Source organism: Pseudomonas sp. LBUM1648, from assembly GCF_059716145.1.
The window spans coordinates 3,228,003-3,247,743 of sequence record NZ_CP166808.1; the positions used below are offsets into that span (position 1 = coordinate 3,228,003).

General features: G+C 52.0%; 19 protein-coding genes and 1 pseudogene. 14 read left to right on the plus strand and 6 right to left on the minus strand.

Annotated elements, in window-relative coordinates; all coding sequences use genetic code 11:
- The first annotated feature begins 17 nt into the window (after positions 1 to 17).
- The 3 genes from ACA043_RS14800 to ACA043_RS14810 all read left to right on the plus strand — a co-directional run bounded on the left by ACA043_RS14800 (position 18) and on the right by ACA043_RS14810 (position 2,482).
- Positions 18 to 350: a YuaX family protein gene (locus ACA043_RS14800; protein WP_497659591.1), complete on the plus strand. Its 333-nt coding sequence runs from the start codon at positions 18 to 20 to the stop codon at positions 348 to 350.
- A 477-nt stretch (positions 351 to 827) separates the two neighbouring features.
- Complete coding sequence (locus tag ACA043_RS14805; RefSeq protein ID WP_497659592.1) at positions 828 to 1,196, plus strand: hypothetical protein; 369 nt, start codon at positions 828 to 830, stop codon at positions 1,194 to 1,196.
- Complete coding sequence (locus tag ACA043_RS14810) at positions 1,193 to 2,482, plus strand: sensor domain-containing diguanylate cyclase (protein WP_497659593.1); 1,290 nt, start codon at positions 1,193 to 1,195, stop codon at positions 2,480 to 2,482. Before ACA043_RS14805 ends, ACA043_RS14810 begins: the two co-directional genes overlap by 4 nt.
- A 365-nt stretch (positions 2,483 to 2,847) precedes the next feature.
- On the opposite strand, the gene ACA043_RS14815 is transcribed toward ACA043_RS14810, so the two are convergent.
- From ACA043_RS14815 to ACA043_RS14825, 3 genes and pseudogenes are all read right to left on the minus strand, one after another.
- Positions 2,848 to 3,315, minus strand: coding sequence for a PAS domain-containing protein (locus tag ACA043_RS14815; RefSeq protein WP_497659594.1), 468 nt, complete (start codon positions 3,313 to 3,315; stop codon positions 2,848 to 2,850).
- 30 nt (positions 3,316 to 3,345) lie between these two features.
- The gene (locus ACA043_RS14820; protein WP_497659595.1) at positions 3,346 to 3,504 is read right to left on the minus strand and encodes a DUF2256 domain-containing protein; all 159 of its coding nucleotides are present in this window, start codon (positions 3,502 to 3,504) and stop codon (positions 3,346 to 3,348) included.
- Between the two features lie 510 nt (positions 3,505 to 4,014).
- A pseudogene (locus tag ACA043_RS14825) lies at positions 4,015 to 4,259 on the minus strand (transposase domain-containing protein); the annotation flags it as partial.
- Positions 4,260 to 4,566: 307 nt separating this feature from the next.
- On the opposite strand from ACA043_RS14825, the gene ACA043_RS14830 reads away from it, so the two are divergent.
- From ACA043_RS14830 to ACA043_RS14880, 11 genes are all read left to right on the plus strand, one after another.
- Complete coding sequence (locus tag ACA043_RS14830) at positions 4,567 to 5,082, plus strand: Hcp family type VI secretion system effector (RefSeq protein WP_007919523.1); 516 nt, start codon at positions 4,567 to 4,569, stop codon at positions 5,080 to 5,082.
- Between the two features lie 127 nt (positions 5,083 to 5,209).
- Positions 5,210 to 8,116 carry a type VI secretion system Vgr family protein gene (locus tag ACA043_RS14835; RefSeq protein WP_497659596.1) on the plus strand — a complete coding sequence of 969 codons (2,907 nt, stop codon included), beginning with the start codon at positions 5,210 to 5,212 and terminating at the stop codon, positions 8,114 to 8,116.
- The gene (locus ACA043_RS14840; RefSeq protein WP_497659597.1) at positions 8,113 to 12,819 is read left to right on the plus strand and encodes an RHS repeat-associated core domain-containing protein; all 4,707 of its coding nucleotides are present in this window, start codon (positions 8,113 to 8,115) and stop codon (positions 12,817 to 12,819) included. Before ACA043_RS14835 ends, ACA043_RS14840 begins: the two co-directional genes overlap by 4 nt.
- A 17-nt stretch (positions 12,820 to 12,836) precedes the next feature.
- The gene (locus ACA043_RS14845) at positions 12,837 to 13,454 is read left to right on the plus strand and encodes an Imm43 family immunity protein (protein ID WP_497659598.1); all 618 of its coding nucleotides are present in this window, start codon (positions 12,837 to 12,839) and stop codon (positions 13,452 to 13,454) included.
- Between the two features lie 180 nt (positions 13,455 to 13,634).
- The gene (locus tag ACA043_RS14850) at positions 13,635 to 14,249 is read left to right on the plus strand and encodes an Imm43 family immunity protein (RefSeq protein WP_497659599.1); all 615 of its coding nucleotides are present in this window, start codon (positions 13,635 to 13,637) and stop codon (positions 14,247 to 14,249) included.
- Between the two features lie 10 nt (positions 14,250 to 14,259).
- A complete protein-coding gene (locus ACA043_RS14855) occupies positions 14,260 to 14,658 on the plus strand; it encodes a hypothetical protein (protein WP_497659600.1) in 399 nt (132 codons plus the stop codon).
- A 5-nt stretch (positions 14,659 to 14,663) separates the two neighbouring features.
- The gene (locus tag ACA043_RS14860; protein ID WP_497659601.1) at positions 14,664 to 15,128 is read left to right on the plus strand and encodes a DUF4265 domain-containing protein; all 465 of its coding nucleotides are present in this window, start codon (positions 14,664 to 14,666) and stop codon (positions 15,126 to 15,128) included.
- A gap of 52 nt (positions 15,129 to 15,180) precedes the next feature.
- Entirely contained in the window at positions 15,181 to 15,522 is a 342-nt protein-coding gene (locus tag ACA043_RS14865; RefSeq protein ID WP_497659602.1) for an immunity protein Imm33 domain-containing protein, read from the plus strand.
- Between the two features lie 21 nt (positions 15,523 to 15,543).
- Positions 15,544 to 15,807: a PAAR domain-containing protein gene (locus ACA043_RS14870; RefSeq protein WP_128614860.1), complete on the plus strand. Its 264-nt coding sequence runs from the start codon at positions 15,544 to 15,546 to the stop codon at positions 15,805 to 15,807.
- Between the two features lie 310 nt (positions 15,808 to 16,117).
- On the plus strand, positions 16,118 to 16,369 hold the full coding sequence (locus ACA043_RS14875) for an Imm32 family immunity protein (RefSeq protein WP_497659603.1): 252 nt from the start codon (positions 16,118 to 16,120) through the stop codon (positions 16,367 to 16,369).
- Positions 16,366 to 16,851, plus strand: a complete 486-nt coding sequence (locus ACA043_RS14880; RefSeq protein WP_497659604.1) for an SUKH-3 domain-containing protein — start codon at positions 16,366 to 16,368, stop codon at positions 16,849 to 16,851. The genes ACA043_RS14875 and ACA043_RS14880 overlap by 4 nt, the downstream gene beginning before the upstream one ends.
- A gap of 1,211 nt (positions 16,852 to 18,062) precedes the next feature.
- Here ACA043_RS14880 and ACA043_RS14885 read toward each other — a convergent pair.
- The 3 genes from ACA043_RS14885 to ACA043_RS14895 all read right to left on the minus strand — a co-directional run bounded on the left by ACA043_RS14885 (position 18,063) and on the right by ACA043_RS14895 (position 19,683).
- The gene (locus tag ACA043_RS14885; RefSeq protein WP_187679181.1) at positions 18,063 to 18,194 is read right to left on the minus strand and encodes a DUF2256 domain-containing protein; all 132 of its coding nucleotides are present in this window, start codon (positions 18,192 to 18,194) and stop codon (positions 18,063 to 18,065) included.
- Positions 18,195 to 18,404: 210 nt separating this feature from the next.
- The gene (locus ACA043_RS14890; RefSeq protein ID WP_497659605.1) at positions 18,405 to 18,809 is read right to left on the minus strand and encodes a helix-turn-helix domain-containing protein; all 405 of its coding nucleotides are present in this window, start codon (positions 18,807 to 18,809) and stop codon (positions 18,405 to 18,407) included.
- A 322-nt stretch (positions 18,810 to 19,131) separates the two neighbouring features.
- Positions 19,132 to 19,683 (minus strand): restriction endonuclease, encoded by a 552-nt coding sequence (locus ACA043_RS14895; RefSeq protein ID WP_497659606.1) that lies wholly within the window; start codon positions 19,681 to 19,683, stop codon positions 19,132 to 19,134.
- Positions 19,684 to 19,741: the final 58 nt, after the last annotated feature.

Sequence of the window (19,741 nt, forward strand, 5' to 3'; positions counted from 1 at the left end):
CTCACTAAGGATAGTGGATGATGCAGATATCCCTAGACGCAGTTCGTGAACAGATGCGTGATGCAGAGGCCATATTGCAGCAGCTTGATCTAACGCTAGAGGCGATTCGCTTTGACCCGTCCATTCCCGCCAGTGTCGCGGCGGCTGCCAAGCAAACATCGGCGGTAATCGACTCGCACTTAGCTGGATTTAGGGGCAACCCGGTGCTTGCTCCGCTGGCAGATCAATTAAAGATCCAATACCTGGAAAACATCGAGCACAAGGTTGTGGCGTCCAAGAGCGCTCAGCTTAAGGCGGCCAATCCGCTTGCAAGAGCTTGGAATATTCTTCGGGGAAGCAGCAGAGCGTAATAGTGAACTAGGCCCTTGCCATGATTGACCAGTAGACGGCAACGCGAAGTGCGATATTGCAAAGGCCTGCGTCGAGAAGCCAATGCTTTGTTAAGCTCAAGTGCGCCGTAGCCAGAGGTGCTTGAGTATCAATATCAAAAAAACCGCCATAAAGGATCGATAGCTCCCCTGATTGATAGCCAGGGAGCGGGTTAAAAAACTGAGTGGGCAGCCCAATGTAAAATGAGGAGCTATTCTTGATTTGATACTACACTGTATTGCAGCGTACCGAAGGGAGGCGCTTGAGATGCGAGACAGTGGAACAGGGCCTCAAGGTTAAATTGGCAAACACCCGTCCGTTCTCAAAAAATTTTCGGTTGCTGATATGTCAGCATTGAATACTGAAAAGAGAGGGCGCTCATTACAGTGCGGTTAGGTGGATAAAGCCAGGCCAGGATGTGCTCAAATTAATTTTTTACTTCACAAGTGAGCAGGGACATGAATCTTACCTTCGAGGAAGCATCGATACAGGCATTGTTGGCCGCACCTGACCGACTGGACACTCTAGACTTTGGTGTTATTGGCTTTAATGGTAACTCAGAAGTGGTGGTGTACAATGCTTATGAAGCCTCAAGTGCGGCCTTAAGGCAGGCGCGTGTTTTAGGTAAGAACTTATTTCTGGAAATTGCTCCATGTCTAAATAATGCTATGGTCGCTCAAAGATTTGACAATGAATCTGAGTTGGATGAGATCATTTCTTATGTCCTCGCACTTAGAATGCGGCCAATCCCCGTTAGGTTGAGATTGCTTAAAGAAAGTGATTCGAGCACCCGCTTCCTGTTGGTTGATCGGGCGATTTCAAAATGATTAGTGATGAGCAGAGTGATGATTCAATTGAGTCAGAGTATGAAGCGCTACTGTCATTTATGTATCTGTCGCCAGTGGGTTTGGTAAGAACCGACCCAAGCGGTAAGATTGATATGCTTAATCCTATGGCGACTCAATTGTTGATGCCGCTAGTTAAGTCTATAGGGCTTGAAAACTTATTTGAGACGCTTTCTTCTGTGGCGCCTGAACTACGTAACCTCGTAACGAGCTTTAGAGCGTCGTGCGGATCAATATGTGTAAATCATAGAGTTCACGTGTCGTCTGCAGCCGACGGAGGTATTGTCCTTGCATGTACAATCGTAAAGGTCAATGAAGATGTCCTGATAACAGTTTTGACTGATATATCTTGCCAAGTCGCAACAGAAAGGAGATTAAGGCAGACCGACTCGTGGTTAGACGCGATCTATACGATTGTTAACGACTTCGCAGTTCTCGGTTTGACTAAGCAGGGGGTAATCAATAGCTGGAGTCCTTCGGCAGAGCGTTTAACAGGTTTCACAGAATCCGAGGCAATTGGTGAGAAGCTGGGTCGCTTCTGTAATTTGTCCGCCTCGGAAGTTGATATTTTGGATGAGCAACTCACATTCGCCCGCGAAGAAGGTTGGCACTCACGAGACTATCTTTGCCAACACAAATCAGGACACAATTTTTTTGCTCAAACAATGATCGCCGTTCTGCGTGACGAAGATGACGAGTTTTCTGGCTATACTGTTGTATTTCGAGATATCACCGAGCGCAAGGTGTCGAGTGATAATCTGGCTAATTTACTCACTAAAGACCACCTGACAGGCGCAGTTAATCGTGCTCACTTTTTCAACTTGGCAGAGAAAGAGTTTGCTAGGGCAAATCGATATCAACACTCAATATCTATAGTCATGCTAGACGCCGATCACTTCAAGCGTGTTAATGATAGCTGGGGGCATCCAGCTGGCGACGAAGTCCTGAAGTCTATAGTGAACGTTGCTGAGGGAGTTCTTCGTCCCGGAGATACTATAGCTAGGTTTGGGGGCGAAGAGTTTGTCGTTATGTTGCCTAAGATCAATAGTGTCGAGGCGTCAGTTATTGCGGAGCGACTTAGGAGCAGCATTGAAGCGTCTAGTGTGGATGCTGGTGGTGAGGAAATAAAAGTCACTGTCAGTATTGGCTATGCTTCAATGAACGAGTCGAGATCCACTCTTAAGCAATTGTTGGTCTCCGCAGATAGTGCGCTCTATCACGCAAAGTCTAAGGGTAGAAATCGCATAGTTGATATTGACGACGTGTAGTGAAAGGTGTTTGGGGGTGACTGGCGTAAGTCAGGCGGGAAAAACACACGCATTTTAGTTTCTTCTAGAGGGGCACCGCAATATGTCAGATCGTCAATCTCTACTGGCATGAATTAATTTAAATATTCATAACCAGTTGCAGGCTTTTTGAGTTATGGCGTGCCGAGCATGTTTTAATAAGTATCCGATATGCCTGTGATGCGATGGGGTTTTTTCATGTTTTTAAGTGTCAGGATCATTGCTTGCTCATAGTTGGGGGGTGGTGTAATGCCACGTTTAATTGACGAATGGCGCGTTACTACCCACAGCTCGAAAACTAGAAAAATTAGCTGTTGCAAGCACAAACAATAGGGTGGCCAAGGCATTTAATCCTCATTTTGTGGGGCGTTTCGTTTTGTTTGATTTAGTTGATCCTTCAAGTTTGCGATTTCAGCTTCTAGATCGTGTACGCGCTCGCTAGCCTCAACCTGGATACTAACGTCTTTCTGGATGCCGATGTAATAAGTGAGTTGATCCGCGTCGTTGAATACTGGGGTAATCGACAGCTCATTCCAGAAAGCACTACCGTCTTTTCGATAGTTTCGAATGATTTGGCGGCAAGGCTGAAAATTCTTTATTGCCTCGCGGATAGCGGCAAGGCCAGGTTGGTCTCGGTCATCTCCCTGCAGGAACCGGCAGTCCTGGTACAGGATGTCATCAGTGCTATAACCCGTCAGGAGCTGGAAGGCTTGGTTGGCGTAGATAAGGATGTTCTCATCGCCTTCCTGCTCTGCCACAACGATGCCATCGTTGGACGTCTCGATCATCAGTTTCAGTAATTCTGCATTGATCATTTTCAAAGTCCCTGTAAGTTTCAAGGAAGTCTATACCAACCTTTCAGATCTGACTTTTAGAGGTGATTTGCGCCGACAGCGCTCCGAGCAGTAGAGCACTTCCTCCCAGCAGCGTGCCCACTTCTTCCTCCATGTGAAGGGAAGGCCACAGGTCACGCAGGTTTTGACTGGCAGAGCACTCTTTTTCAAAATGACTCACCTTCATCAATGCCCTGGCCGTCCCGGCAGCGCGCGGGGTTGCCTTGTGGGGTCAAGATTAGCCCACTGAATTAGCATCTTGACCTCACATAAAAACGTAAAAGTTTATCTTCCGACAGCCTGGCTCCCAGGCGCAATTACCGACACTGGGTAGATCGCTGTGAAGGCGCCGGCATCGACGCTCAGCGCCCTGCAATCAACGTAACCGTCCGAGCATCCCACCTTGCGATAGAGCCATTTGACTCATCTAAAAATCACGACGCTTTGCCGCTAATGCTAGGGGCTATGTTAAATTCAGCTTAGTCGTTAATGGATATTTCGGTTATGGAGAACGCATCATGCTCGCAGTAGGAGTGGCGCTAGTTGCAGTAGGCTTGGGCACTGGAAATCCTGGCTTTTGGATACCAGGCTGTGTCTTCATGACTATAGGATGCTTTAAAAGAGTCACTCGTCGAGACTGATGGTAGGGGGTAAGTGACTGCCGTATTTATTCTGCGAAAGTCAGGCCTGCACCCATTGATGCGGCAGTAGCTGTCCTATTTCACTGGCCCGCTGCGTCGGCAAGCGTGTAAGCACATCCTTCAAGTAAGCATACGGATCGTGTCCGTTGAGCCGCGCAGATTGGATCAAACTCATGATCGCCGCCGCCCGTTTTCCGCCGCGTGTCGACCCTGCAAAGAGCCAGTTCTTACGTCCAAGAACCCATGGCCGGATTTGATTCTCGGCCAGTTATTGTCAATGGGTAGGCATTGGGGGGGAGTGCGCAACTTCTTGCGCACTTAAATGTGGATAACCATGTGGACACATCCTTACAGCCCACGTAATTCGTTCTGTACAGACGAGTGCGCAATTTCTTGCGCAGTACTGCGCAAGAAGTTGCGCACTTGAAACCTCGAATCCGAGCGAAAAACATGCAAAAACGCGATCCAGTGCGGTTTAGTCACCGGCTCCCGGGGACTTAACAAAACCTGGCACGCTCTTTGACTGCAGTTGGCCACCCATCGGGCGATTTCGCCTCCGGGCACTCTCAATTTTTCAGCAAGGAGCACACCCATGGCTACACCAGCGTACATGTCGGTTACCGGCGAAAAACAAGGTCTGATCACTGCCGGCGCTTTCACCGCCGACTCCGTTGGCAACACCTATCAGGAAGGTCACGAAGACCAGGTCATGGTTCAGGCGTTCAGTCACGACGTGATCATTCCGCGTGACCCGCAATCCGGCCAACCAACCGGTCAGCGCGTTCACAAGCCAGTTGTGATCACCAAGGTCTACGACAAGGCTTCGCCTCTGCTGCAAGCGGCTCTGACCTCCGGCGAGCGCATGAGCGAAATCGTTATCCAGTGGTTCCGTACCTCGGCTCAAGGTACTCAAGAGCACTACTACACCACCAAACTGGAAGACGCGATCATCGTCGCCATCAACAACAAAATGCACAACTGCCAGGATCCAGGCAACTCGCACTTCACCCACCTGGAAGAAGTGCAGTTCACCTACCGCAAAATCACCTGGACTCATGAAGTCTCCGGTACTTCGGGTTCCGATGACTGGCGTGCTCCAGTCGTTTAATTACGGCTGATTGATGTACTTGCCTGGGCTGGCGCAGCTGGCCCAGGCGTTCAACCAATAAAGAATTTTTCACCAATAGCCCACCAACGGGCTGTTGCGCGTCGCAGCATTGTGCGAGGAACAAGGGATGTTCTCACCGGCCAACCAGCCTCATTTCAACCTGACCGTCGATGGCGTGGAAAACGATTTCCAGGTCTTGTCGTTTACCGGCCGGGAGGCTCTCAACACTCCCTTCGAATTCGAGCTGGAACTGGTCAGCGAAAAAGCCTCTATCCATCTTGAAAGTGTGCTGCATAAACTGGCGTTTCTTCAGCTGTCGCCGAGCGGCAGTGGCATTCACGGGCTGGTCTATAGCATCGCCCAAGGCGAGTCGGGCAAGCGCCTCACCCGCTATAAAATCTCCCTGCGCCCGCAGCTGGCGTACCTCGCGCATCGTGTGAACCAGCGCATCTTCCAGCAGATGACCGTGCAACAGATCATCAGCAAGGTGTTGGAAGAACACGGCATCCTCGCCAGCGATTACCACTTCCAGCTGAGCGCGATTTACCCCGAGCGCATTTACTGTGTGCAGTATGACGAATCGGATCTCGACTTCATCCAGCGCCTGTGCGAAGAGGAGGGGATTCATTACCACTTTCAGCACACCGCCAGCGGCCACAAACTGACCTTCGGCGATGACCAGACGGTATTCCCGAAACTCGCGCCAGTAGCCTATCAGCAGGACTCCGGACTGGTCGCCGACAGACCGGTGGTCAAACGTTTCGGTTTGCGTCTGGCCACCCGTACCAGCCGCACCACTCGGCGCGATTACGACTTCGTCAAACCGAAGATCGAGCTGGAAAGCGACGCCAAAAGCAGCGCCCAACCGGATCTTGAGGACTACGACTACCCGGGCCGTTTCGTGGATCGCGACCGTGGCAAGCACCTGGCCAATCGGGCACTTGAACGTCATCGCAGCGACTATCGACTCGCCGAAGGCAACAGCGATCAGCCGATTCTGGTCAGCGGACATTTTCTCGCCCTGACCGAGCACGCCAACCCGACCTGGAATGACCTGTGGCTGCTCACCGAGATCTTTCACGAAGGCAAGCAGCCGCAGGTGCTGGAAGAGTCGGTCACCAGCGACACCACTGACCTGAAGGACGATTTTAACCAAGGCTACCGCAACCGCTTCAGCGCGATCCCGTGGGACGTGCCGTACCGTCCGCCGCTCGATCATCCGAAACCGAAAGTGCTGGGCGCACAAAGTGCGGTGGTCACCGGCCCCGAAGGCGAAGAGATCTACTGTGACCAGTATGGCCGGGTCAAGGTGCAGTTCTTCTGGGATCGCGAAGGCAAGCACGACGACATGACCACCTGTTGGATGCGCGTGGCTTCAAACTGGGCGGCGCAGACCTTCGGTTCGATCAATATTCCACGGGTCGGCATGGAAGTGCTGATCAGCTTCCTGGAGGGCGATCCCGACCAGCCGCTGATCACCGGTTGCCTGTACCACGGCGCTAATCTACCGCCGTACAAACTGCCGGACTTCAAGACCCTGGCCACGGTCAAGAGCAAGGAATACAAGGGCAGCCGCGCCAACGAACTGCGCATCGACGACACCACCAGCGAAATCAGCATCGCGTTGCGCAGTGATCACGGCGCGAGTGCGATCAACCTCGGCTACCTGACGCATCCACGCCCAAGCGGTGGTCAGCCGCGTGGCGAAGGGTTCGAGTTGCGCACCGACCGCCACGGCGCAGTGCGTGCCGGTGCCGGTCTACTGATCACCACCGAGCCGCGTCCGAACGAGTCGAAACATCACAAGGATCTGCCGGAAACCGCCGAACGCCTCGCCACTGCCAGCGACCAGCAGGACGGCTTCGCGGTGCAGGCCAAAGAGCTGCAAGCGCAGGAGGCCGGCGATCAGGACGACGTGGCCAAGGCCTTGCACGCACAGCATCAAGGCGTGCTCGGCAGTGGCCCGGCGAACATGACCGCCAATGAGTTCCCGGAATTCACTGAACCGCATCTGGTACTGGCCAGCCCGGCCGGCATCGCCCTGACCACGCCGCGCTCCAGTCACATCGCCACCGGCGAACACTTGGCGCTGAGCAGCACTGGTCACACCAGTCTCTCCATCGGCAAACGCCTGCTGGCCAGCGCCAGTCGCGGTATGCGCTTGTTCGTGCAAAGCATGGGCTGGCGTCTGGTAGCCGCTTCCGGTGACATCGACGTGCGTGCGCTCAAGGACAGCATCAATCTGCTGGCCAAACTCAACATAACCGCCAATGCCGACCGCATCACCATCACCGCCAAGACCGAACTGGTGATCCAGGGCGGTGGCAGCGCCACGACCTACAACGCCGGCGGCATCACCCATGCCACCAGCGGGCCGTACACCGCGCATGCGGCGAACTTCGCCTACACCGGCGCGAAAAGTCTGGCCGGGGTATTCCCGGAACCACCAAAACCCGGCAAGGGCAACCTCGAACTGTTCAACCAATACGCCGGGCGTCAGGGCATCAAAGAGGGCGATTACGAAGTCATCGACGCCTTGGGCAAAAGCATAAAGGGCAAGCTCGACGCCAAGGGTTTTGCCAGCGTCTCTGGCGCCGCACCGGGGCCAGCGCGCGTGTTGTTCGGCAAGGATCCGGCGGACACCTGGAGCGATGGCAGTTATATCGGCAAGCCGGAATGGCCGTTGAATCCGCCGGGGGGCGAAGAGGTGCCGAGTCAGGTGCAGGCGATGGTCGCGCAGGTATTGCCAACGAAGAACTGGGACATGCTGGAGAAGGGCAAGGAAATGGCACAAACAGGGATGAGTGCGGTGCAGACCGCGCAGGGCGCAATGCAAACGGCGCAGCAGGTCAAAGGCGCAGTGCAGGGCGGAGTGGCCGGATTGCCGAAACTGGCGAGTGCCGCCATGCCGAGTGCGTCGGGGATCCTCGGGGCGGCGAGCAAGGCAGGCAAGTTGCCGGGTTTGCCGGCGCCAACGTTGCCTAAACCTTCGCTTAAAACCGCTGGGCTGATTGCAAGTGAGATGCTGTCATGACTACCGCAAGCGCAACTCAAAACCGCGAGTCACAAGTCGCGATCGTACCGTTGAATCAGATTCAAGTAGCGGATGTCGGACGCGATGCTGCCAAATTTGATGCATGGCTTCAGGAAGTCAGTGGTGGTTATGTAACGCTTGAGCGGATCAAGTATTTCGCCGGAGCCCTGCCCGTAGTCGGCAATATCATGGCGCTGATCGATGTCTTGAATGACATCGCCGTTTTATCTCGGAGTGAAAAGCGTGATCCACTGGATTGGGTCAGCCTTGGCATCGACCTAATCGGTGTAATTCCTGTACCCGCGAATATGGCTGCCGCTCGGATGAGCCTTCGACCGACGCTTTATCTGGTAAGGCAGGAAATGAAGGTCGCTGGCAAGGCCCTCTTGGGCGATGCGTTGATCAACGTGATTGCCGGTCACTTGAACGCGACCATTGTTGGTGAGATTGATCACTTCGTTAAGACGGCTCAATCCTCCTTGCCGGATCTGCTGGATAAAGCTGGACAAAAAGGCGAAGAGTTCCTGACGCAGATCGCCAAGGGACTGAACGCTGTTGTCGATTCTGATCTTGATTCGGGTGTTGACCTCAATCGAGCAGAGAAGCGAATGAGCGGTGTGGGAGGACAACTTCTGCACGATCCCGGCAAGGCCATCAGCAATATTTTCGATGCAGCCTGGGACGTCTACAAGGCGGCGGGGAAAGGCGTAGTCAACAGCGCTGCAAAGCATCTGTTGCCTAACGAAGCCAAGAAACTGGTTCACGATCAGACAACCAAACTGGTCGCCATGGGGCCGGAATTACGGGCTCAGCTGAAAAAACTAAGCAACCCGAATATGCCGTTTTCTATCGGTGCGCTTCTGATCGTGTTGGCCAAGGCTGTCGAAGCATGGAATCTGCGTAACAGGCGGGGTGTTGCTGGTCACGTGAAGGTCGGCGGTACAAGCCAAGCCAAGCACCGGGCCGGAGAGGGTAGAACTGAAGTCAGGAAGACCGAAGTACCGCCGAAGAAAAAGCCTAATGCCGAAAAAAATGGTACCTGTCCAGGTACTTGCGACAGCATCAGCTTTGCAGTTGGTTCTGAAAGTATTGCTCACACGGACTTCAATTTGGCCGGCCCGTTCCCGATCGAATGGACGCGTATCTACAGCTCCGATTTGGGTTCTTATGACCAAGGCGACTTGGGGGCACGATGGATCACTTCATTCACAACACGATTCGACCTTGTCGACGGTGCCTTGCAGTTCCATGATGCGGACGGCCGCAGCCACGACTTTCCGTTGCCCAAAGTCGATCTGTTTCATTATGACGCCATTGAAAATCTCACTGTTATCCGGGTAAGTGACGACAAACTGTTGCTCTGCCGTGGTTTTGAACGCAAGGAAACCTACGTACGTAGTGGGCAGCGGTTTTTGCTGGCCGGCGTAGAGTTGCGAAGCGGTGCCGGCATCATGCTGCATTACGAATACCGCCATGGTGATCGGACGGTTCTGTCCGATCTGATTACTTACGAGGGGGATCTAAGCAAAGTACATCTGCATCTTGGGACAATGATTGATGAGCAAGGACGTCTGACCGGACTGTGGGAAATTCGTGACGGAGAACCTCTGCGTCAGCTGTGTTCTTACGCTTACGATTCGATGGGCGATCTAGTACAGGCACAAGATGAGAATGGTGCGGTTTGGAGTTATCAGTATCAACATCACCTGATCACCCGTTACACCGACCGCACTGGCCGGGGTATGAATTTGCAATGGCAGGGCTACGGTGTCGACGCCAAGGCTGTTCGCGAATGGGCTGACGACGGCAGCTTCGATACGCGTTTGGAGTGGGATGAAAACATTCGTCTGGTGTACGTCACTGACGCGCTCGGTCACGAAACCTGGCACTATTTTGACAGCCTTGGTTATACCTACCGCATCCGACATGCAGATGATCGCTCAGATTGGTTTTTCCGCGATGACGCCAAAAACGTGATCCGTCACGTCCGTGCCGATGGTCGCTCGGATCGTTACAGCTATGACGAGCGAAGCAACCTTCTCGAGCATATCCGTACCGATGACACGGTAGTGCACTTTGCCTACGACGATCATGATCAACTGATCAAGATCAGCGATGCCGAGGGGGGGCAATGGACAAGAGCCTACGACGATTTAGGCAATCTTGTTGAGAGCGTAGATCCGCTGGGTAACAAGACTGAATACGCTTACAACCCGGTCGGGATGCCAACCGCAGTCAAAGATGCCAACGGCAATGAAAAGAAACTTTCCTATAACGCTTCCGGCCAACTGGTGGAGTACGTCGATTGTTCAGGCAAGACCAGTGCCTGGGAGTACAACTATCGCGGGCAAATGGTTTGCTTTACAGATGCCGCCGGTCAGAGCACCGAGTACGAGTACAAAGCCGGGCAACTAATCTTGATCAAGCATCCAGACAAGACCGAAGAGCGTTTTGAGCGTGATGCGGAAGGCCGTTTGCTGGCTCATGTCGATGGTCTGGATCGTTGCACGACATGGAAATACAGCGCGGCAGGATTGATTGCCGAACGGGTCGATGCGCTGGAGCATGCCGTTCGTTATCGCTGGGACAAACTCGGTCGTCTGATCGCGCTGGAAAACGAGAATGAGCGGCGCGCCCACTTCAACTATGATCCGGTCGGCCGCTTGCTGGAAGAAACAGCCTTTGATGGGCGCTCAACGCGTTACTTGTATGAACCCGAAACCGGTCGACTTGCGAAAATCTACAACGGAGAGCATTGCGTCGAGGTTCGCTTTGACTCAATGAATCGTTTGGTTGAACGTCGCGCCATTTTGGGTGAACAGCAGCAGAGCGAAACTTTCAATTACGACGGCAATAGCAAGCTGATCATGGCTTGCAATGCCGACAGCCGCTTGCAGTGGTTTCATGATCCGGCGGGCAACATACTGCGCGAACACCAACATTATCTGGGCCTGGAAAGCCCGATGGTCGCCGTATGGCAGCACGAGTACGATGCACTCAATCAAAGGGTTGCCACTGTTCGCCCCGATGGACATCGTGTCAGCTGGCTGACTTACGGTAGCGGGCACTTACTGGGCTTGCGTCTGGACGATCATGAGTTGGCCGGTTTCGAGCGCGATGACTTACATCGTGAAGTCGCCCGTCACCAGGGTAACCGCCTGCTGCAAACGCAGAAATGGGATCCCTCCGGACGACTGCAAGAGCAGATGCTGGTACATAGCGATGACAAGTCCGTGCTGCTCAAGCGCGACTACAAATACGATGCAGCCGGTCAACTGACGGATATCAATGATAGTCGTCGAGGCCCACTGTCCTATCGCTATGATCCTGTAGGTCGTTTAATCAGTGCTGTCACGCGGCTTGGAGTCGAAACCTTTGCTTTCGATCCAGCCGGCAACCTTCTGGACGAAAAAGCCTTTGATATCCGCAGGCCCCTGGATCAGGAGCCCGTGCGCAGCAAGCTTCTCGATAACTTGTTACGTGAGTACGCAGGCACGCACTATGAGTACGACGAGCGCGGAAATCAGGTCAAGCGTTTGAGTAATGGCAGTGTGTGCGAGATGCGATGGGATCTGTTCGATCGCCTGGTGCATTTCGAAGATGACCGTCTGGCAGTTGATTATGCCTACGACCCACTCGGTCGTCGCCTGCACAAAAACTCCCGAGCGCACTATAAGCATCGTCCAGAGGCCGGATCTCTGTGGAATCGCAATGAACATGCACGCAAACAACGTGAGTATGGTTGCGGCTTCACGATGTTCGGTTGGGACGGTGACAACCTGGCGTGGGAGAGCAGTCCCGCTCAGTTGGATGGTGATACCGGACGCACTGTTCATTACGTATTTGAGCCCGGCACATTCAATCCAGTGGTACAGGCGCTAAGTCACCAGCCTATTCGTTTAGTGCCTCAACCTATTTACGGTGATGTTTATACACCGGACGAGGATCCGCTGTGGAATCACGCGCCTGTTCCTCAACCGTTTGATGCGATTGCGTGGTATCAGTGCGATCACCTCGGCACGCCACAAGAGCTTACCGACCAGCAGGGTGAAATAGCATGGAGCGCCCATTACAGGGTGTGGGGACAAGCGATTGAACAACGCTCATCCTCGGCCCAGCGACAAGGGCTGAATAACCCGATCCGCTTCCAGGGCCAGTATCACGATCATGAGACTGGACTGCATTACAACCGCCATCGCTACTACGATCCTGGTGTCGGTCGCTTCGTGTCTCGCGACCCGATCGGATACGCCGGCGGTATCAACTTCTATCGATATGTGATCAGCCCGACCCAGTGGGTCGATCCGAATGGACTGTGCAGTAGCACGCTCAATCGGGCATTGGGTGGCAAAGCCCATGACAAAATGCAGGCGCATCACCTCATCCCAGAGGAAGTGTGGGGACGGCAAGCCAGTTTCTTCTCGGATATCGGGATGGGTGGTGAGCGGGATAAGAAGGAAAACGGTCTGTTGATGCCCGACAGTGCGGATCAGGCCAAGAAAACCAAGCGCGTTTTTTACCATTGCGGATCGCATGGTAAGGTATATACGCCTATGGTTGAAAATATGGTTGAAAAAGTTCGTGATGATTACGATTCTGGCGACATTAATGAAACGCAGGCTCGTGCTCAGATCTCTGCAATCCAGTCCAGATTAAGAAAGAGTTTGTCTATATCTGGAACAAAGCAACGTCGAGTACGATGAATAAGGAGTTTGGCGCCGTGAATTATTATGTGCTTTCTCAAAAGGAAGACTCTGGCTGTCCTATAGGGATTATCTATGCGGATCTCTTCGATAAGTTTTACCCCGATACGAAGGGCGTTGAGTTTGGTTTTTTTCCATGGTATGCGCAAAAAGGGAAGCCCGGCCCGCGTACACCTTTCCCCGAAGGCTTGGTTTTGATCTCCAAGGAGAAATACTACGATTTTGATATTCGTAGTGTTTCCCGGTTTTTTTACGTTGTTAGTGATGAGTTTTTGGCTGCCTGTAATAGCCTTGATGTCAGTATAGTTGACAGTGTTGCAATCCAGGTTGTTTCCGAGACGGGCGAACGTATTTCTTCAAAAAAATACAACGCTGTATTGTTCGATGAGATGGACGTTCGGACAAATTGCGATCCAGCCTCTACGTTTGTCGAAGAAAATGGTAGGCCCATAAGATTCAAGAAATTAATTCTCCCTGATGATTGGAAGCTAGATGTTTTCAAATATAAGAGACTTGTTTCAGGTAGTGATAGCCTGATCTGCTCTCAGTTGTTTAAGGATTTGGCGACCGATTTCAAGGGCATTGAATTTACCCCGTTGGAAACAGTTGTCTGGTCTGGGATTCGACGAATTTGAAAGGTACAAATCCGGGTTGCCAATTGGATGAAAAAACAATCATTTTTAAATATTAATAAAAAAGCTGTCCAATAGGCGCCGATGTGTTTTATGCAAATGTGATAGCTGATAAAAGTTTAACTGGGATATTAAAGACTGAGGCGACTGATCCATCAACCACTATCGACGGTATTGAGCGACATGGAACATTACGTGCTCTCTCAGAAGGAAGAGTCTGGTTGCCCGGCTGGCTTCTTACAGGCCGATCTTTACGACAAATTTTACTCAGATACCAAAGGTTTCGAGTATGGGGTTTTTCCGTGGTATGCGGAGAAAATCCATTACAAAACGCACACGCCATACCCAGAAGGGATGGTGCTTATTTCTAAAGATAAGTTCTATGACTTTGATATAAGAAGTGTCGCTCGATTTTACATTGCCAGTGATGATTTTATGTCGATTTGCAGCGACTTGGACGTCGTTGTGACTGACGCTGTGCCCATTAAGGTGGTTTCTAAAGATGGGGAAGCTATATCATCCAAAAGCTACAATGCTGTACTTTTTGAAGAGCTGGATGCGCGCTCGGAGACCGATCCTGCTTCTACTTTCATAGAAGAGGATGGGTTGATTTTCAGGTTCAAGAAATTGGTATTACCTCCCGACTTCAAGCGCGATCTGTTCAAATTCAAGGGGTTGATTTCAGGGAGTAATACGTTTATTTGCTCGCGTGAATTCAAAGAGCTTGCGAGAGATATTAAAGGAGTAAATTTTACGCCGTTGGAAAGCGTTCTATGGTCGGCCATCAAGCCAATTTGAGCATGAGGGGGTGACGCGTTTGCAATCATCAGTGAACCCTGGGCAGCTTGCTTACGGGCTGCGAGCCTACGTGAAGGTCAAGAAGCTCGTCATTACGATCAGCCAGCGTGATTCTCAGGCACTGCAACGCGATTTCGGGATTTCTACCGCAGTGGCTGACGAAATTTACGAAGCCATTGACCATTACTTTGATAGAGGTACAAAGATTTCAATGTGTCCCGAGATGGAGGCCTTTGTGTCGCGTACAAAGCAACGGCCTTTTGTTGATATTTACGAAGCAGACGATGGTGCGCTTGGGTTGGAATGTATCCTTTTTGCTGACGGAAAACCCAGCGAAGCGATACTCCATGTGGAGGTGTCGGAAACGGATTCGCAGCTTTCTCTTTATTATAAGTACATCGGTTCTTAAGCTTTATGCTGATTGAAGTATATGCAGGCACCAGAGACGAAGATCCAGTATTCGAGGAGCTCCCGGCTCGTCAGTTGGATACTGCAACCTATGAGCTGCTGTCCTCACCAGGTCTGGCGCTCAATATGGCCCGAGGAGATGTCATCTCTATCGAGGACAGAAACACTCATGCGGTAGTTCTTGAACGAGGCGGCAATTTCTGCATCCACATCTACGCCGACCATATCCCTGCTGAGGAGATTTTAGAGCTTGAAAGGGATGTCAGATGCGAGCTCGGTGGCACGCTGGATGGTGTGTTTGAGGGCAATCTTTCGTTGGCCGTACCTGCGGGCAATGGGATGGATAAGATCAATGAGTTTTTTGACCGGTTTCGCGATAGAACAGGGACACAATGGTACTACGCGAATATCTACAAAAACCTCGATGACGATGATGACGAAACGTTGTTGAACTGGTGGCTCGAAAACTGACGATCCCGAGCCACCCATCGAATGGTATAGGATCGATAAGCAAGGAGTCGCTGTGAGCAAACAAAATCACAGATATCCCAGCGCTGTCCAGAGCGCGATATGCGAAAAACACGGGATGTCAGTGCTACCACCAGAGGACATGGTCGCTATCGCCATCGGGTCTCTGGGAAATACACCCATTTACGGCACACGCATTCGATTGCCGGATGGGGGGAATGTCAGCTGGTTCATTCACTGCGGCACGCATTCGACAGCGATAGATTTTTACCAGCCTATTTGTATTGAGCATTTACCCGAAATGCTACCGCTGGTTATGAAGTATCTATGTTTGCCCACGGGCGCAAAATTCATCATCGATATCCAAGGGTACGAAGACGTTTTGATGGCTGAGTAACTTGGTCAAAGGAGTGACAACATGAAAGACGCAATCCGCTTGGGCGACTCCACCACACACGGTGGCAAGGTGCTCGAAGCTTTCTCCCATACCGACCTCAACGGCAAACCGATTGCCGGGGTTGGTCACAAGGTCAGCTGCCCGTTGTGTAAGGGGATTTTCCCGATTGCCGAGGGCAGTAGCACCTACACCGTCGATGGCGTGCCCATCGCGCTCGACGGCATGAAAACCGCCTGTGGTGCTGCACTGATTGCCAGCGGCCCGAAAGGGGCGGTTGTCAGCTGAATCAATATTTTTTGTATTGATTGCCTATCTCCATGGCGCGGGCTCCTATCGTCCGATCCGTGGCAATTGAAGCGCGAATGAAATCGTTCTTTTTAAAATCTGGTCGTTGGGAGGCGGTTGGCAATGGCCGGATTCGAATAGACCCACCGCATGTGGAAAATACGAATCAACAGGTTCATGCTCCCTGTCAATGCAAGACAAGGAAGGCTGAAGTTGTAGTGAATAAGGTTGGAATCTCAGAGGTACGCGGGGTAGCGTCTCTGAACTCACGCGAAAAGAAAAAATCCCTTCGGGAACAAGGTTTCAATCTATGAGAAAGTTGAATAAATTCAGTGTGCACGGAACTGCTGTCGGGAGTGATAAAAATATTCAGCTGGATGAGGTTTCGATTCTTGCTGATCCACAAACGATTAGAGAACTTGGCGTTTTTCTCATTAATGCATCATATGAGATGTCAACGCATGGTCTTGAACATATGCACCTTCAAGGTATCGTTGAAGACTTCGACTATGAAACGAATGTGGATTTTATAGTCCTCAATAACAGCTTGGTGAAATCGTGACCAGCACACTGAACCTACCCCCGCTAATAGAACTTTCTGAGAGTCTGCGCCCACTGTTTCTCGCCGCAGGCTGGCCCAGCACTTACACCGAACCACTACCGCGTTACGTTCCACCCAAACATCCTGCCGCTGCTTTACTTGAACAGCTTGTCGGGGTGCAGGTGGGCATCTGCAGCAGAGGAGAGGAGTGTGCTACCAGTGATGTGGCCTTTGGCACATTTGAACATCTGCATGGAAGCGAAGAATTCCTTGAGTGGCAGCAACGCCTAAGCAGTACCTTGGTGAGCATCGCCGAAGTCCAACACGGCCACGGCGCGCTGTTGATGGACGAAAACGGTTGCTGCTACGTCTTGAGCCTCATCCACGACGGGCTTTGGATACAGGGACTGGGCTTTGTTCAAGCCATGGAAAACCTAATATTTGGGCGTAAGGCCGGTGAGCCGGTGCAACTGGCCACGCTAGGCGCGATACCGATTTTTTGAGTTGCACCGGTACCTGCTATTACAGAAGCAATGCTTGGTCAGAACGAATCCAAATAACCATCAAGGTCGAATAAATATTCAAGGGATCCTCTGTGGCTTCAACTTTAGTAGACATTATTACCCGAGACCGGGGTGCGCAGGCCTATACCGATTACGCGGAGTTTCAAATTACCGAACACGTCGTATGCTTGACGTGCCTCTGTCTTGTCGGAAGCTAATTTGCGCTGCGCGCCTCAGTTAGTCCAGAAGCAAGCGGAGCGCGCAGGCCCATGGCCGAAGGCGTGAGGATGGAAGCCCGAAGGGCCGAGACGCAGGCGTTTACGCCCAGGCTTGGTTCACGACAGCCGTCCGCCATCAGGCGGCACGTCAAAAGCGTCTGACTGCAGATCCATTATCCATTCAGCCGTACTGAAATCATCGCTCGTTCTTTGCTTAATGGTTGAAGAACGCCTGGCGATCCTCTGGTGTAAAGATAAAGAAAATACTCTCCCTTATGATTGTGAATGATCCGGTAAACCTCTCCAGGTGAAAGCCTGCTAGGAAAGGTAATTTTGTCTAAAAGTATCTCGTATTGATCGTTATTCTGGCATCTCAAGGTCGCCATGAATTCTCTCTGTTCCTCCCGCTTCCATTGCCGCAGCATGTGGTAGCGAAGAAAGAAAATGAGACCAGCGAGTGCTACTAGCCCTGCTGCAACTAGCGATCTAATGTCCGTCTCCACGTAGCACCTCCCTTAGCTTCGTGTCCCATCAAAACAAGGCGCTCTTCAATGCTAGCGCCTCCATCAGCAGTGTAGCGGCTGCGAGAACGCGTGATCCTTGCGGCGTTGAACCTAAGCAAAGTCAGCTTATGGCAAACCTGCCTTGGTAATCTGGCTTCGGGCTGCTGCGACAATCGGTTGCATACCGTCGTGCCGGAAAGGTGAGGGCAGGTGGCTTACAATTCGTGCGACGAGGATGCGTCCATTTCAGCTGTACACAGGCATCCCAAGTCAGCAATAGCGAAGTGCTTATCCAACAAGCTGCATTTTTTCATGCAGGGTTATCGACCCGTGTGTAAATCCCGAAGGAGCTCCTTCACAAACCAGTCTTGTAAACCGACCTCAAGTGTGGGGATATCAGATGCTGGGCTCACCACCAAGCCAATGTTGATCAAACTTTCGACTTGATCGCTTGCTGCTTCAGACTGACTCCCCGTACCCACCTTTCGGTTCAGCATTTACTGCGCCGGCAGCGCTCCGAGCAGTAGCGCACTTCTTCCCAGCAGCGTGCCCACTTTTTCCTCCATGTGAAGGGAAGGCCGCAGGTCACGCAGGTTTTGACTGGGAGCTCACTCTTCTTCAAAACGATCCCCATGCATCGCGTCTAGCGAGTAGTGTCTGGTCGCGTTCCCAGGCCGATTGTTGTTTGGATTTACCATTGATGCAGAGCTGCGGTGACACGTGTTTGAGAGCAAGGTCGAACAGTGGCATTTTCATGGGAGCTCTCTGAAGCGCACAAGACCCCGCTTGATGTGGCCGGCATTTCCATCAATTTTGCTGAGTGGGGGATCGTCTATTCTGCGAAACAGAATTCTACTTGCAGGGCGTTCGTCGCTGAGCGATTACTTGAGGACTTAGTAGAGGGGCGTGCAGCTAGCAACTCATCGCCAGACGAAATCGTCAAATTGTTCAGAACTCCGTCATGGGCTAGACCCTCCAGTTCTTCTTGAGTCCGGCGCAGCAAAGCGTTGACGGACTGCCCCGATTCGGCGCAAAGGGTAATGGCTACTAGGGTCAGAGGATTCACGTTGAGTGGGCCACTTAGCGCGGTGAGCATCTCTAACGTCGGACTTGATTGACCGCGCTCTAATTTCGAGACGTATGTTCGACTGCTGACTTCTGCCAGGTTCCTCTGGGTCAGTCCTTTGCCTGCACGCATCGCTTTAAGCACAGCAGCGAAGGCATTTTTGAGCGACATAAACACGTTCCTGATTTGAGTCGTGGATACGCTGGAAGTAGCAATTCTGGGCACATGGAAGCCTATCACGATATGTCTGGGTTTCATGCTCTAGTGAGACCGAGACGAACCTTGTAGCTTGCTAAAGCTATGTACGCCGAGGTGGGCTATTTAAGGGAGTTACCTTGACGAAGAAAGCGAGTGCATGTGGGAGGTTTCGAGACTCTTGAACTGCTGAAGCGCTGCCTCTAATTTGGAGCCAAGACGGGTTTCACCGATGACCTGTACCATCTCGATTGCGGCCTGCTCTTGGTCTAGAGCCAAGTCTGCTCCCTCCATCTTTCTAGCTGAACATCTCGTTGATTTCGGTATCAGCACGGCCCAGCGACTTCATCGAGATGTTGCCTGCGTCGTTCTCAGCAACGTGCCAGAGCGCAAATTTCGGAAGGTTTAGCCACGCCGGTGGCTTCGCATCAACGGCAATAGCCGAGCGGGTATGGTAGGTTGCTGCACCGTCGATTATCGATACAAGCGCGATACCGTGGGCTGTTGCATATTTTATCGCTCCGGATTGAAATCCTGATGTGGTGAACAGCATTCCTTTATGAGCGCCCACAGATCTGACCTTGTCGTGCAGCACCTGAACCAGCTCCCGCTCGACTGCGTCACGGTATTTTTTGCACTCAATCAGAACGATAAATTCGGCGCCCGCGAAGGCTTGGAATTTTGCCAGCACGTCTATCTGGTAGGTTGAGTCGTAGGCCTCGACCTTCACGTCGTGCGTCACCTCCAGCGACGTCAGTTTACCTCCCTGTTTGAGGATCCAGTCTCTGACCAAGAACTCGAATTCAGTGGCGGTAATTTCGAGGTTGGGATTCTCCATTGGTGGGAACATTCTTTTCCTTATCGTTCAGTCGAATTGGCAGTGTGCGATAGGTGCGCAGGGCTCGGGG